Source organism: Pseudochelatococcus contaminans, from assembly GCF_014195635.1.
GTDB lineage: Bacteria > Pseudomonadota > Alphaproteobacteria > Rhizobiales > Beijerinckiaceae > Pseudochelatococcus > Pseudochelatococcus contaminans.
Window position 1 is genome coordinate 136137 of the sequence record NZ_JACICC010000008.1, and the last position, 14312, is coordinate 150448.

General features: G+C 65.7%; 16 protein-coding genes and 1 pseudogene. All 17 read right to left on the minus strand.

What is annotated here, in order from left to right; translation table 11 throughout:
* Window positions 1-3: 3 nt before the first annotated feature.
* Window positions 4-291, minus strand: a complete 288-nt coding sequence (gene trbK-alt / locus FHS81_RS14635) for a putative entry exclusion protein TrbK-alt (protein ID WP_183754224.1) — start codon at window positions 289-291, stop codon at window positions 4-6.
* A 21-nt stretch (window positions 292-312) separates the two neighbouring features.
* Window positions 313-1077 carry a P-type conjugative transfer protein TrbJ gene (gene trbJ, locus FHS81_RS14640; RefSeq protein ID WP_183754226.1) on the minus strand — a complete coding sequence of 255 codons (765 nt, stop codon included), beginning with the start codon at window positions 1075-1077 and terminating at the stop codon, window positions 313-315.
* 3 nt (window positions 1078-1080) lie between these two features.
* Complete coding sequence (gene trbE / locus FHS81_RS14645; protein WP_183754228.1) at window positions 1081-3531, minus strand: conjugal transfer protein TrbE; 2451 nt, start codon at window positions 3529-3531, stop codon at window positions 1081-1083.
* 10 nt (window positions 3532-3541) lie between these two features.
* A complete protein-coding gene (locus FHS81_RS14650; protein ID WP_183754278.1) occupies window positions 3542-3823 on the minus strand; it encodes a VirB3 family type IV secretion system protein in 282 nt (93 codons plus the stop codon).
* Entirely contained in the window at window positions 3820-4092 is a 273-nt protein-coding gene (locus FHS81_RS14655) for a TrbC/VirB2 family type IV secretion system protein (protein ID WP_246375047.1), read from the minus strand. The genes FHS81_RS14650 and FHS81_RS14655 overlap by 4 nt, the downstream gene beginning before the upstream one ends.
* Window positions 4093-4280: 188 nt before the next feature.
* Window positions 4281-5285, minus strand: a complete 1005-nt coding sequence (gene trbB / locus FHS81_RS14660; RefSeq protein WP_183754230.1) for a P-type conjugative transfer ATPase TrbB — start codon at window positions 5283-5285, stop codon at window positions 4281-4283.
* A 191-nt stretch (window positions 5286-5476) separates the two neighbouring features.
* Entirely contained in the window at window positions 5477-5908 is a 432-nt protein-coding gene (locus tag FHS81_RS14665) for a CopG family transcriptional regulator (RefSeq protein ID WP_183754232.1), read from the minus strand.
* A 5-nt stretch (window positions 5909-5913) separates the two neighbouring features.
* Window positions 5914-7899 (minus strand): conjugal transfer protein TraG, encoded by a 1986-nt coding sequence (locus FHS81_RS14670; protein WP_183754233.1) that lies wholly within the window; start codon window positions 7897-7899, stop codon window positions 5914-5916.
* 25 nt (window positions 7900-7924) lie between these two features.
* Complete coding sequence (locus FHS81_RS14675; protein ID WP_183754235.1) at window positions 7925-9928, minus strand: relaxase/mobilization nuclease domain-containing protein; 2004 nt, start codon at window positions 9926-9928, stop codon at window positions 7925-7927.
* Between the two features lie 243 nt (window positions 9929-10171).
* On the minus strand, window positions 10172-10939 hold the full coding sequence (locus FHS81_RS14680; RefSeq protein ID WP_183754237.1) for a lytic transglycosylase domain-containing protein: 768 nt from the start codon (window positions 10937-10939) through the stop codon (window positions 10172-10174).
* Window positions 10940-11275 carry a DUF736 domain-containing protein gene (locus FHS81_RS14685; RefSeq protein WP_183754239.1) on the minus strand — a complete coding sequence of 112 codons (336 nt, stop codon included), beginning with the start codon at window positions 11273-11275 and terminating at the stop codon, window positions 10940-10942. It abuts the gene before it with no gap.
* 45 nt (window positions 11276-11320) lie between these two features.
* Entirely contained in the window at window positions 11321-11899 is a 579-nt protein-coding gene (locus tag FHS81_RS14690; RefSeq protein WP_183754241.1) for a S26 family signal peptidase, read from the minus strand.
* Window positions 11896-12414, minus strand: a complete 519-nt coding sequence (locus tag FHS81_RS14695; protein ID WP_183754243.1) for a DUF2840 domain-containing protein — start codon at window positions 12412-12414, stop codon at window positions 11896-11898. The genes FHS81_RS14690 and FHS81_RS14695 overlap by 4 nt, the downstream gene beginning before the upstream one ends.
* A complete protein-coding gene (locus tag FHS81_RS14700) occupies window positions 12411-12662 on the minus strand; it encodes a hypothetical protein (RefSeq protein WP_183754245.1) in 252 nt (83 codons plus the stop codon). The genes FHS81_RS14695 and FHS81_RS14700 overlap by 4 nt, the downstream gene beginning before the upstream one ends.
* Complete coding sequence (locus tag FHS81_RS14705; RefSeq protein WP_183754247.1) at window positions 12659-13402, minus strand: DNA-methyltransferase; 744 nt, start codon at window positions 13400-13402, stop codon at window positions 12659-12661. The genes FHS81_RS14700 and FHS81_RS14705 overlap by 4 nt, the downstream gene beginning before the upstream one ends.
* Window positions 13399-14052, minus strand: a complete 654-nt coding sequence (gene parA / locus FHS81_RS14710) for a ParA family partition ATPase (protein WP_183754249.1) — start codon at window positions 14050-14052, stop codon at window positions 13399-13401. Before parA ends, FHS81_RS14705 begins: the two co-directional genes overlap by 4 nt.
* Window positions 14049-14312, minus strand: a pseudogene (locus tag FHS81_RS14715) (hypothetical protein); the annotation flags it as partial. The gene parA and the pseudogene FHS81_RS14715, both read right to left, overlap by 4 nt.

The following is a 14312-nucleotide window of genomic DNA, read 5'->3' on the forward strand; positions in this document are numbered from 1 at the left end:
CGCTCACCGTTCGTCATTCGCCGCGGGCGCGACCGGCTGCGGCGTGCGGCCGAGAAAGCGATCGCGGGTCTCGGCCCAGACGCGCAGGCATCCGGCATCCTTGCCGGCGGCCTCGCCAAGCTGCTGGCACCGGCGCTGTTCGACACGAAGTGCATCGATCGAGCGCTCGACGGTCCGCGCCGGCTCCGGGGCCTTTACCTCGTCCTTGCGGGTCAGCTCGATGGCCGTCGCGGTGATCGCGACAGCCACGAAGACGACGGCGCCCAGCCGGGCCAGCATCTTGCCGTCCATGGTCGTCCCCTTTCCTGCGTCTCAGTTGCCGTTGAACATCTTGGCGTTTCCAGGCTGGTAGCCGGAGCCGGGCGTGAGGAAGCGGCGGCGCTGCTCGCGTCCCTGTTCGGCCGCGGCGGAGCGCTCCGCGTCGGTCAGGGCCTGCGCCCGGCCGTTCGCGGCGATCACGGCGGTCAGGTCGGCGAGCTGCTGCGCCTGAAGGGCGAGGAGCTGGTTGCCGGCCTGGGTTGCCTGAAGTGCGCCGGTCGCGCCCTGGCTCTGCCCGACCAACGCCGACATCTGGGTGCGGTTGGTGTCGATGTTGCCGACAACGGTGGCTTGGACGCGCATGGCGTCCTGCAGACCGCCGACGGTGTTCTGCCAGCGGGTCTTCGCGTCCTCGATCAGCTTGGCGTCCGAGGCGGTCAGCGAGGCGTTGCCGTATTGCGTCTTGAACGCCTGATCGATCTGACCGACGTCGAAAGCGATGTTCTGCGCCTGGCTCAGGAGCTGCTGCGTGCGCTGCACGGACTGCTGGAGCTGCTGGAGCGAGGAGAACGGCAGGCTCGCCAGGTTCTTCGCCTGGTTGATGAGCATCTGCGCCTCGTTCTGGAGCGACGTGATCTGGTTGGTGATCTGCTCCAGCGCGCGGGCGGCCTGAAGGACGTTCTGGGCGTAGTTGGTCGGATCGTAGACGATCTTCCAGGCGTGTGCCGGAGTGGTCAGGACCGGAGCGACGGCGAGCGGTACGGACAGCACGGTGGCGGCAAGCAGGGCGGCGGAGATGCGAGGCGAGGTGCGCGGCATGTTTTAGTTCTCCTGTTCGGGCTGGGGGTCGAAGTTGATGAGATCGGGGATGAGGTCCGCGGCCCATGCGACGTCGCGCGCCGCGAGCCACGCGGGCAGGAAACCGTCGCGGCCGTGTTCGGCGACGATCTGGGCGATGAGGGTCTGGTCGGATTTCGAGGAGGCCGCGCAGAGCGCGAGTCCGACTTCCGACAGGCCCAGCTCGAACATCCGGTTGCCGCGCCGCGACTGGCAGTAGTAGTCGCGCTTCGGCGTGGCGCGGGCGATCAGCTCGATCTGGCGGTCGTTCAGACCGAAGCGCCGATAGATCGCCGTGATCTGGGGCTCGACCGCGCGCTCGTTCGGCAGGAGCAACCGGGTCAGGCAGCTTTCGATGATTGCGGGCGCGATGCTGCTGCCATCGATGTCGGAGAGCGACTGGGTGGCGAAGATCACGCTGGCGTTCTTCTTGCGCAGCGTCTTCAGCCATTCGCGGAGCTGACCGGAGAAGCCCTCGTCGTCGAGCGCCAGCCAGCCTTCGTCGATGATCAGGAGCGTCGGCCGGCCGTCGAGCCGGTCGCCGATGCGATGGAAGAGATAAGCCAGCACCGCCGGGGCGGAGCCCGAGCCGACCAAGCCCTCGATCTCGAACGCCTGTACGGACGCCGAGCCGAGATGCTCGCTCTCGGCGTCGAGCAGGCGGCCGTATGGACCGCCGACGCAGTATGGGCGCAGCGCCTGTTTCAGGTCGTTCGACTGGAGGAGCACAGCAAGGCCGGTGATGGTGCGTTCGCCGACCGGCGCGGAGGCAAGCGAGGTCAGCGCGGTCCAGAGGTGTTCCTTGACCTCCGGTGTGATCTGCACGCCCTCGCGCATCAGGATGGCGACGATCCAGTCGGCCGCCCAGGCGCGTTCCGGCACCTCATGGATGCGGGCGAGCGGCTGGAGGGAAACCGAGGTTTCCGAGCCATCGGTCAGGTCGCCGCCGAGATCGTGCCAGTCGCCGCCCATGGCGAGCGCTGAGGCGCGGATGCTGCCCCCGTAATCGAAGGCGAAGACCTGCGAGCGCTTGTAGCGGCGGAACTGCAAGGCCATGAGCGCGAGCAGCACGGACTTGCCGGCGCCGGTCGGGCCGACGACGAGCGTGTGGCCGACATCGCCGACGTGAATTGAAAGCCGGAACGGGGTCGAGCCTTCGGTCCTGCCATACAGCAGCGGGGGCGCGCCGAGATGCTCGTCCCGTTCCGGCCCCGCCCACACGGCGCTGAGCGGCATCATGTGGGCAAGGTTGAGGGTGTTGACCGGCGGCTGCCGGACGTTTCCGTAGACGTGGCCCGGCAGGCTGCCGAGCCAGGCGTCCACGGCGTTGATGGTCTCGGGCATGCAGGTGAAATCGCGGCCCTGGATCACCTTCTCGACCAGCCGCAGCTTCTCGTCGGCCACGCGGGCGTCGCCGTCCCAGACGGTCACGGTGGCGGTGACGTATGCTTCTCCGGCGAAGTCCTGGCCGAGCTCCTGAAGCGCGAGATCCGCATCCTGCGCCTTGTTCGCGGCGTCGGTGTCCACGAGCACGGATTGCTCGTTGGTCATCACCTCCTTGAGGATCGCGGCGATCGATTTGCGCTTGGCGAACCACTGCCGCCTGATCTTGGTCAGGAGGCGGATGGCGTCGGTCTTGTCGAGGAGGATCGCGCGCGTCGACCAGCGATATTCGAAGGCGAGCCGGTTCAATTCGTCGAGAATGCCGGGCGTCGTCGCGGTCGGGAATCCGACAATGGTGAGGATGCGCAGGTGCTGGTCGCCCAGGCGCGGCTCCAGCCCGCCGGTGAGCGGCTGGTCGGCGAGCAGCGCATCGAGGTACATCGGCGTCTCCGGCACGCGGACACGGTGCCGGTTGGTCGATATGGTCGAATGGAGGTAGGTCAGCGTTTCGCTATCGCCGAGCCAGGCGCATTCGGGCATGAAGCCGTCAAGCAGCGCCAGGATACGATCGGTGCGGTCGGTGAAGGCGCGCAACGCCTCGTGCGGATCGACGCCGGAGCGCTCCCGCCCCTCATAGAGCCATGCTTCGGTGCGCGCCGCTTCCTCGGCCGGCGGCAAGTGAAGCATGGTGAGGAAGTAGCTGGAGACGAAATGTGATCCTTCTTCCTCGAAATCGGCCTTACGCTCGGAATCGACAAGTGCCGAAGCGGGATCAGGAAAGCGGCAGTCGGGATAGGTCGCGGCCTCGCTCCGCTGCGCCTCAACGAAGATCGCCCAGCCGGAGCCGAGCCGGCGGAAGGCGTTGTTGAGGCGCGCAGCGACGGCGACCAGTTCGGCCGCGACGGCGGAATCGAGATCGGGGCCGCGAAAGCGCGCCGTGCGCTGGAACGAGCCGTCCTTGTTGAGGACGACGCCAGCGCCGACGAGCGCCGCCCAGGGCAGATAGTCGGCAAGACGGGCGGCGGTACGGCGATATTCGGCGAGGTTCATCATGGCCATACTCTCAAACCAACAGATGGCCAGGGATGCGCAGATGCCGGCGGCCGACTTCCACGAAAAGCGGATCGCGCTTTGCCGCCCATACCGCAGCGAAATGTCCGATTGCCCAGATGGCGATGCCGACAATCCATAGCCGCAGGCCAAGACCGACGGCGCCAGCCAGCGTCCCGTTCATGATTGCGATACTTCGCGGTGCGCCGCCGAGCAGAATGTGCTCGGTCAGTGCGCGATGGACCGGAACCGAGAAACCCGGCACGGAATCAAGTTGTTCGAAGCCAGCCATCAGACGAGCGCCCCGCCGCCGAAGGAGAAGAACGATAGGAAGAAACTCGATGCGGCGAATGCGATCGACAGACCAAATACGATCTGGATCAGCTTGCGGAAGCCGCCTCCAGTGTCTCCGAAGGCAAGCGTCAGGCCCGTCACGATGATGATGATGACTGCGATGATCTTGGAGACCGGGCCCTCAACCGATTCGAGAATTTTCTGAAGCGGCGCCTCCCACGGCATTGATGAGCCAGAAGCATGAGCCGCCGGGATCGCGGCCATAAACATGATCGTCGCAAGGGCTGTAGAACCGGCGAGGCGCTTGCGTGCGTCCCGCAGGACGGACGGCTTGGGCTTGGCCGGAGGGACGGGTTGGGATGGCTCGACAAAATCGGCCGGTGTTTCTGGCCGGGTCGGAACAGTGGAGAGGATCATGGGGGCGGCGACGTGCGGCGCGATAGGCGAGACATGCAGGCTCATGCGAGATTACCTTTCAAGAGTGGATAGGGATCGGAATGGAGCAGCGCGTTGAGCGTGCGGTAATCGCCGGTCGTGGGATCAATCCCGTCGACAATGGCGATCTCGGCGAGGCGACGCGCGGAACCGCGGCCGGAAAGCACGGCGATCAGGTCGATGGTGTCGGCGATAAGCGCGCGGGGGACCGTGACAACGGCTTCCTGCACGAGTTGCTCCAGCCTGCGCAGCGCGCCGATAGCCGAATTGGCGTGGATCGTGCCAATGCCGCCGGGGTGTCCGGTTCCCCACGCCTTGAGAAGATCGAGCGCTTCGGAACCACGCACCTCGCCAACTGGGATGCGGTCGGGCCGCAGGCGCAGCGACGATTTCACCAGATCGGACAGCGATGCCACGCCGTCCTTGGTCCGCATGGCGACCAGATTGGGTGCAGCGCATTGCAGCTCGCGCGTGTCCTCGATCAGCACCACGCGGTCGGTGGTCTTTGCGACTTCGGCCAGCAGCGCGTTGGTGAGCGTCGTCTTGCCGGTGCTGGTCCCGCCGACGACAAGAATGTTTTTCCGCCTCTCAACGGCGAGGCGCAGCACGTCGGCCTGCTCGACCGTCATGATGCCGTTGGCGATGTAATCAGCTAGGGTGAACACCGCGACGGCGGGCTTGCGGATCGCAAAGGTCGCTGCCGCCACGACAGGAGGAAGCAAGCCCTCGAAGCGCTCTCCGCTCTCTGGGAGTTCGGCGGAGACGCGAGGATTGCCTGGATGGACTTCCGCGCCGACATGATGGGCGACCAGCCGCACGATGCGTTCGCCATCGGCGGCGGACATCACCATGCCTGTATCTGCCAATCCTTCCGAAAGGCGATCCACCCAAATGCGTCCGTCTGGATTGAGCATCACCTCGATGATCGCTGGATCTTCGAGAAACCGCGCCACATCTGCGCCGAGCGCGGTGCGCAGCATCCGGGTGCCGCGTTGGATTGCTTCCTGTCTCTGATGAGTAGATGCCATATCGTCCCCGTTCGTTCGTGGGGACGCGACAGATGATCCCCGGATCGGGGATGATTAAAAGAGCCCTGATTCCGGCCGTTTCAACAAGTTTCGGTCGTAGTAGTAGCATGGCGTGCAAATACAGGAGAACGGCGGCGCGGCCGTGGTCTTGAATGCGCTGCGCCTATTCCCACATTCTGCGCGCGAGACGCTCAGCCGTCTGATTCGGCCACATCTTCCGAAACCTCCTGACGGAGTTTTGGCCCCTGCGCCAGGCGCCGACCGAGAGCGGTGATGAACGCCTGGTAGCGCTCAGCAGATTTTGCCCGCGCTGCCTGAGCGGCCGGCTCCGGCAAGGCGGGCGTCGTGGTGATCCAGAAGCGGATGAACACCGCAAGGGTCTCAACAGCAATACCGACGTCCCGTTCAAGGCGGGTCATCCGCCGGTCAAGCTGGTCAAGGCGCTTGGCGACAATCGCCTCGCGCCGTTCGGCATCATCCGGGGAAAGGAAGGAAGCGATGGCCGCCTCCGCAATCATGGACTGGGACTGATCGCGGCGGGCGGCGAAATCCGCCAGCGTTTTCTCAACATCGGGGTCCAGATAGATCGTGGTCTTTATCTTCTTCTTCCGGCGAGTGGTCATGGCGCCTACAGCTCCATGCCGTCATTCGGATCGAGCGAGACCTGCCGCGCAACGCCCTGCATCTGGCGAAGCATGCGCCGGTTGCGGGTAGCCTCCTCATCAATGTCGTCGGGCAGTTCGATCTCGAATTCGTTCTCAATCGGCGCCTTCTTCTCTACCGGCTTTGCACGGCTGAGTTCAGGTTGCAGACGCCGTTCGGATTCGGTCGGGTCTTCGTCGCCGGATCGGACTGCCGGTGTCGCATCGAGCGCTTCCGGCCGCGCCGGGATCGGCAGGCTGCTCCAGTCGTCCGGACGGGTCTGATCCGGACGTTTCAGGTCAGGCGGCGACAGCAGGCGCTCCCGGAAGCGGGCATCCTCATAATAGCGCGCCTTCTTCGCCCGGATCGGTGGAATGCCGGCCACCATGACGATTTCGTCGGTCGGCGGAAGCTGCATGATCTCGCCCGGCGTGAGCAACTGGCGGGCGGTTTCCGAACGGGACACCATGAGATGCCCGAGCCAGGGCGACAGCCGGTGCCCGGCATAGTTCTTCATGGCCTTCATTTCGGTCGCGGTTCCGAGCGCATCGCTCACCCTCTTCGCCGTTCTCTCGTCATTCGTGGCGAAGCTGACGCGAACGTGGCAATTGTCGAGGATCGAATTGTTCGGCCCGTAGGCTTTCTCGATCTGGTTCAATGATTGCGCGATCAAGAAGCTCTTCAATCCGTATCCTGCCATAAACGCCAGCGCGCTCTCGAAAAAATCCAGCCTTCCGAGTGCGGGAAACTCGTCCAGCATCAAGAGAAGGCGATGGCGGCCGCCGCCCGATTGCAGATCCTCGGTCAGGCGCCGGCCGATCTGGTTCAGCAGCAGGCGGATTAGTGGCTTTGTGCGATTGATGTCGCTGGGCGGCACCACGAGATAGAGCGTCGTTGGGCGCTCGCCGCCTACGATATCGCTGATCCGCCAGTCGCAGCGCCGCGTCACCTCGGCGATGACGGGATCGCGGTAGAGGCCGAGGAACGACATGGCCGTGGAGAGCACGCCGGACCGCTCGTTATCCGATTTGTTGAGAAGCTCGCGCGCAGCACTGGCGACGACGGGATGCGGCCCGGCCTCGCCGAGATGGGCGGTCTTCATCATGGCGCGCAGCGTCGATTCCACCGGGCGCTTCGGATCGGAGAGGAAGTTAGCGACGCCGGCCAGCGTCTTTTCCGGCTCGGCATAGAGGACATGCAGGATCGCGCCGACGAGAAGTGAGTGGCTGGTCTTTTCCCAGTGATTCCTTTTGTCCAACGACCCTTCGGGGTCGACCAGGATGTCGGCGATGTTCTGGACGTCGCGGACCTCCCATTCGCCGCGACGGACCTCGATCAGAGGATTATAGGCCGAGGAATTCGGATTGGTCGGGTCGAACAACAGCACGCGGCCATGGTGTGATCGGAAGCCCGATGTGAGCTGCCAGTTTTCACCCTTGATATCATGCACGATGGCGGAACCCGGCCAGGTCAGAAGCGAGGGTACGACCAATCCAACGCCCTTGCCCGAGCGCGTCGGTGCGAAGCACAGCACATGCTCCGGCCCGTCGTGGCGCAGATATTCGTGCTCGTAACGGCCGAGCACCACCCCGTCGGGGTCGAGCAGGCCTGCGGCCTTGACCTCGGTTTTCTCCGCCCAGCGAGCGGAACCATAGGTCGCGACGTGCTTGGCCTCGCGCGCCCGCCAGACGGACATGCCGATGGCCACCGCAATGGCGATGAAGCCGCCCGACGCGGCGATCATCCCGCCCGTCGCAAAGATGCCCGGCGCATAGGCGTCGTAAAAATACCACCACCACATGATGGCGGCCGGAAAGTAGATCGGCATGCCGAACAGCACGAACCAGGGTGGCCCAAGCTGCGCCTGATAGCCGAGGCTCCACGCGACATACTGCGTTGCGCCCCAGGTGGTGCCGAGGACAATAAGGAACACGATCAGGATCTGTCCCCAGAGGATTTTGGTCGCGGACATGGGCGAAGCTCCTTTCTGATTACGCCTAGAGGCCGAGCCCGCGCTTGCGCCCGAAATCCCAGTCAATGCCGCCGTCGTCGCGCGCGACGCCTGAAACGTGACGGCCGATCTGCTTTTCGAGAGACGGTGACCAAGGCACGAGCTGGAAGCCGAGGCCGTCGTCGATCATGGCGAAGCGACCCGAGGCGAGTGTGAAACGCTGGCGATAGGAGCCGGCGACATATTCGCCGCCGCCGGCATGGTTGAACGGCAGTCCGGTGTCGGCGGCGAGCTTCTGGCCCAGCAGATTGACCTCACGCTGGCGCAGCGTGTTGAGCAGCCGCCGTGCGAAGACGACGCGGCCGCCCTGCCGCTCGGCGAGGCCCTCGTCGATCAGGTGTTCGGCACGGTGTTCAAGAGCCTGCTGGACTTCTGCGCCGAAACCGCCTTCCGACAGCGCGACCGGCTCGCGGGCAACCGCTTGCCGGTCGAGCCAGGTCGCGCCTGTTGCGTTGACCTGCGCGTGGATGTCCAGATCGGAGGTGTCGGCGGCGAGCTTCTGGCCCAGCAGATTGACCTCACGCTGGCGCAGCGTGTTGAGCAGCCGCCGTGCGAAGACGACGCGGCCGCCCTGCCGCTCGGCGAGGCCCTCGTCGATCAGGTGTTCGGCACGGTGTTCAAGAGCCTGCTGGACTTCTGCGCCGAAACCGCCTTCCGACAGCGCGACCGGCTCGCGGGCAACCGCTTGCCGGTCGAGCCAGGTCGCGCCTGTTGCGTTGACCTGCGCGTGGATGTCCAGATCGGAGCGGACGGCGAGCGCAACGCGGCGCTGCCCTTGCGCATCCTCATAGGCGCGCAGTTCGACGATCGATCCGGGCGGGCTGTCGCCGGCGGCGTCGAGATGCGGCAGCTTGATATGATGGGTGCGGCCGTCCACGCCATCGACGACTGCATAGGCCGTCCCCTTCAACTCATCATCTAGGCCGCGTTCGAGCAGGCGGCCGACAACGGGCACGTCGAGGCTTTCACCAGCCAGGACATAACTCGCCGAGCCGCGCTCGATGCCGCGTTCGGTGAGTGCGCGGTGCATGCGCTTGATGATGTCGCCGCGCTCGCCAAGCTCGCGCAGGACGTTCTCCGCCTCGGGCCTGATGAACCACTGCGAATGACCGACCTGCCCGGCGACGCCGAGAATTTCCAGCGTCCGCAGACGGCCGACCTTCAGGGCGTGGAATTCGTCCGGCTGACGGTCGGTGCGTGGAGCAAGGTCGATGATACCGGACTTACCAGCATCGCGGACAAGCTGCCGGTCAAGTTGCGTCCAGCGTTCCGTCTCGATCTGGCTTTCGAGGCCACGGCGGATATCGAGATCGGTGCGCGGCCCCAGCTCCTGCGTGATGAGATCGCGCGCCCGGTCGCGCATGCCTTCCTTGATGTAGTCGCGCGAGATAACGAGGTCCTGTCCATCATCGCGTACGCCGCGCACGATCAGGTGGACATGCGGATGCTCGGTGTTCCAGTGATCGACGGCCACCCAGTCGAGCTTCGTGCCGAGATCCCTTTCCATCTGGCCGACGAGATCGCGGGTGAAGGATTTGAGGTCCGCCATCTCGGGCGCGTCGTCGGGCGAGACGATGAAGCGGAAATGGTGCCGGTCATCACCACAACGCTCGGCGAAGGCGCGCGCATCCGCATTCTCCGTTTCCGGCCCGAACAGCCGCGCCTTCTCCCCGTCACGGGTCACGCCGTCCCGGCGCAGATAGTCGAGATGCGTCCCCAGCGGCGCGGATCGTGGAGAGTAGCGGACCACGCGCGCCTTGACGACGGCTCCGCGCGTGCGGGAGGTGATGAGGCGATTGGCCTGAATACTGGCGCGCTGGCCGCGCCCGAAGCGTGACCGATTGCCGGAGGTGACACTGCCGGATCGCGAGACGCCGCCGCCCGCCTTCTTCGCTGCGGCAAGCGCCTGCGCCACGAAAGGCCGGGCCTGCTGCGCGCGGGTCGATCGGATGCGGCCTGGACGAATGCGGAACTCGTGGTCATCGGACATGACGCAACCCTGCACGGTGCAAAACGGACAAGAAAATCAGGAAGATGGGCGCGGAGCGCACGGTGCGCGCAAGCGCTGCACGGTGCGGAACGCGCCGAAAACATGAACAAAAACAATCGCCCGACCGACGCGCACCGTGCGCCCTTTTATCCTGCCATCGTCCGGTTGCTGCGCCTGCCACCACCCACGGCACTCTCCATGACACGCCAGCGCACGATGGGATGCGCAGTGCCGCAGGGCCGCTCATGGCCGGTCTCCAGCGGCATTCCGGGCGACGAAAAGCCCGTCCGGCTGTGCGGCGACAAGCATCTGCGGTGTCGCCGTGACGGATGAAAGCGCGTCGTCCGGCGAGCGATTTGGAGGCGTGGAATCGGCGCTGGAAGTGCCGCTATCGCGCCCGACGAAGATCGCCGCCTCGCGCCAGTCGAGCGGCCGGGCGATCACCGAACCGTTCTTCGAAGGGCGCTCGCCGCGCAGCGCGGGCACGAGCGAAGCGACGTAAGCCTGCGTCTCGGCGGGCAGCGGGCGGCCTTTCGAACGATGTTCGTCATAGCGCGCGGGGCCTGCATTGTAGGCCGCGAGCATGGCGGCGATGTCGCCGTAGCGATCCCACATCTCGCGCAGATACGCAGTGCCCGCGAGGATGTTGTCACGCGGTTCATAAGGATTGCGGCCGAGACCATAGCGGATGCGAAGCTCGGCCCATGTGTCCGGCATGACCTGCATTAAACCCATCGCGCCGGCCGAAGAGACGGCGCGCTCGTTGCCTGTGCTCTCGGCGCGCATGACCGCGATGATCCATGCAGGCGGAATGCCGAAGCGGCGCGATGCCTCGGTGATATGCGCCGCATTCGGATGCGCAGCCGCGGCACTTACCGGCGACGAGACTTGCGCCAGAGCCGTCGGTGGTGCGGCTGCGGCGAAGATCAGGCCGGAAAGAAGAAGGAGGAGCGCGGAGCGCCGGACGGCGGACGTGCGTCCGGCGCCGGCGCGGTGTCGGACCGCCGCCATTCAGTCCTCCTGCCGCTTCTTGGGAGGCTGGACAGTGGTCAACACCCATGCGGAACCGTCGTCACCGGTGCGGAAGAGGTTCGCGCGATACGTGCCGCCGAGAAGCGGGCTGTAGATCGTGATCGAGACAAACTCGCCGGCGCGCTCGCCGACATGCGTCCAGCCCGCGCCGATATCGAGGCCATCTTCGTCACCGAGCAGGACACGGTATTTCGGCGCGTTCTCGGTGTCCGAAGGTTCGGCGGGAACGAGGGTCATTTCCTCGTCGATGCCGAGCGTTCTGAGCCGCCCTTCGAAACCGGATTCCGTGCGGGTGAAATGTCCAATCTGCGCCATGATGATGGTCTCCTGTGCTGCGGTAGAATTGCGAGGGGCGCGCACTCACCGCGTCCGCGCGCGCCAGACGAAGCGGCCGTCGCCGTCCTCGTCGGTGAAAAGCGGAGTGGCCCGGCCAATGACGGCCGCGGCGGGAAACGGGCCGAAGTAGCGGCCGTCGAGGCTGTCGGCGGCTTCGAGGTTCATGAGGAAAAGTTCGCCGCCGCCGATCAAGCGGCAGCCCCGCCAGACCGGCAGGTCGCGGCCACGGCTGTCGCGATCGCGGGCTTCGCCAAGCGGAACGTTGTCGACCGCGATGGCGCGGCCATCGCGGCACACGCGCTGTCCCGGCAGACCGACGACGTGCTTGAGGATCGGCACGTCGCGGCCGACATAACCGCGTTCGACCATGAAGGAGGCGAACGGCTCGGGCGGAATGACGGCGACGAGATCCGGCACTTCGATCCGCCCGGTGGGCGATACGGTGTAGAAGCCGACTGGCGCGCTCGCCGTCGCGTTCCAGATCAGTTTCAACGGCATCGGCGTGGCGCTGGCGACGGCGATGCCGAGCACGGCGACGGATGTCGCCGCGAGGTAGCCGAGCACGGCGACGGATGTCGCCGCGAGGTAGCCGAGCCGCGTCATTGCTCGATCTCCCGCCGCCGGAGCCACGCCTTATGGCGCTCCGCCGTGTAGGGGCGCGGCGCCTCACCGGCATTCATCCAGTGCGCGACGTGCCGCCAGTGATCAGGATCGGCATCAGCGGGATCGATGTCGAGGGCCTCAATCCCGTCGACGTGACGAAGCACGTCCTCGACCTTTGGCCAGCTTTCGACCTTCAGCAGGATTTCGCCGCCAGGACGCACGAAGGGCAACGTCTGGTATGGCTCACCACGGTCGATGGCGCGTACGATGTCGAGGCGCGAGATGATCGTTCCGTAGTCGTTTGCGGCCCAGCGGACGAGGCAGAAAATCGTGCCGGGCGCGAAGCCGACGATCCTGTGACGGCGGTCGAGTTTCTGCTCGTAGCTTTGGTGGCCGAACCTGATCCAGTTCTCAATGCGCTTCTCGATCCAGGTGAGTTCGACGAGCGTGGTGAAGGCGGCGGGACCGTCCGGAAACCGACGGCCGCCGATGCGGAGCGCCGCATAGCCGGTCATGGTGTGTCTCCTGTGTCGGGGAATTCGCGCGCGAGCAGCTCGCGCAGCATGTCGGTCACGGTGCCGCCGCGTCTGATTGCGGCGATCTTGATCCGCCCGCGAAGCTCAGGCGTGATGTCGACCGTCAGGCGTGCGGAGTAGATGGCGACATCGCCGTCGCGTTCCGGCGGCATGTCGGCAGCCTTAATCCAGCCGTCTGGATCGCAAGGGCGCTGCACGAAGCCACGCTTTTCTGTGCGAGCCGTCATGACGGACCTCCGTCATGGAACGGCAGCACAGAAGCGATGCGCGCGCGGGCGCATGCGGCCATCTCGGGGTCGATCTCACAGCCGAGGTAGCGGCGGCCAGACAGCCGGCAGGCTTCCCCGGCCGCGCCCGATCCGGCAAACCAGTCACCGACCAGTCCGCCTTCGGGACAGCTTGTGCGGATCAGGATTTCGAGGAGTGCCGACGGCTTTTCGGTCGGGTGGATCGCGCGACCATGGCAGTTGCGCACGTAGATGACCGAGCGCATAAGGCGCTGCCCGCCGTCGTGACTGACATAGTGGCCAGCGTCGATCTGGCCGGTATGTGGAGGATGTTGCTTGCGCCGCACCGTGCGCGCTGTCGCGTCGGGCGTGGTCTGGACGTTGTTGTAGATGTCGCGCCACGGCGTCTCGGCGGGGTAGAACTGAACGGCGAGTTCATGCACGCGCTTAAAGCGGTCGGCATGGAAACCAGTGCCGTTCTGTTTCTCCCATACGATTTCCTGGGCGATCCGGAAGCCCGCATCTGCGAAGCGGATTGCCGTCACCATGAAGCTGCGCAGAGAGCCGAAGACCCAAAGGGAGCCGGTCGGCGCAAGTGCGGCCCGCGCGAGCGGGAGCCAGCCGTCGACGCGCCGGTCCCAGGGGAGCGATGTGTCGCCGTAAGGAGGATCGGCGAGGATCATGTCGAACGGACCGCAACGCGGCATCAGCTCGCGGCAGTCACCGGTGAGGAGTGTCATGTCGCGGCCCTCCCGATGCGGAGGCGCTCGATCTCGGCCGCTAGCGCCGCGATCTCGCGTGCGGCGGGCGAATTGCGGTCGATGTCCGAGGCGAGCCGCCCGGTCTGCGCGGCGTTTGCGAAGACGACGCGCTGGCCGATGGTTGTGGCGAACAGCGGCGGATCGTGGTCAGCCAGGGTCTCGGCCGTCTCGCGAGCAATAACGGTGCGGGCGCCGCAGCGGTTCAGCACGAAGCGGGCGATGAGATGGGGCCGGTAGATGCGCGCCTCCGTCAGGAGCGCCAGCATCTCGGCCGAGGCCCAGCCGTCGAGCGGCGACGGCTGTACTGGGATCAGCACGAGGTCGGCGGTGAGCAGCGCGGAGCGCATGAGGCCGGCGACACGCGGTGGGCCATCGATGACGACGTGATCGACATCACGCGCGAGTTCGGGTGCTTCGCGGTGGAGCGTATCGCGTGCCAGGCCGACGACGCCGAAGGCGCGTGGCAGGTTCTCGCGCGAACGCTGCTGCGACCAGTCGAGCGATGAGCCCTGCGGGTCGGCGTCGATCAGGGTCACACGCTTGCCGCGCATCGCCAGCTCGCCGGCAACATGCAGGGCGAGCGTCGTCTTGCCGACGCCGCCCTTCTGGTTGAGGAGCGCGATGATCATTGGCGTCCTCCCGGTGGATCGAGAGGAAGTCCAGGCATCGTGGAGCCGGCGGAAACGGAAGAGCCGGCGCGGTCGTGCGTTTCCGTGCGAACCGACTTGACTGGCTCGATCAGCGCGCTCTTCTTCGTCGTTACGCTGAGGCTTCTGGCAGCGTCGCGGATGAGGTTGTCGTTTTTCCAGGTTTCGTGAATCGGCGTGAGAGCGGACATGAGTCCGAACAATGGCTTGCGCGCATAGATGTGGTTCCATGTTTGTGAACT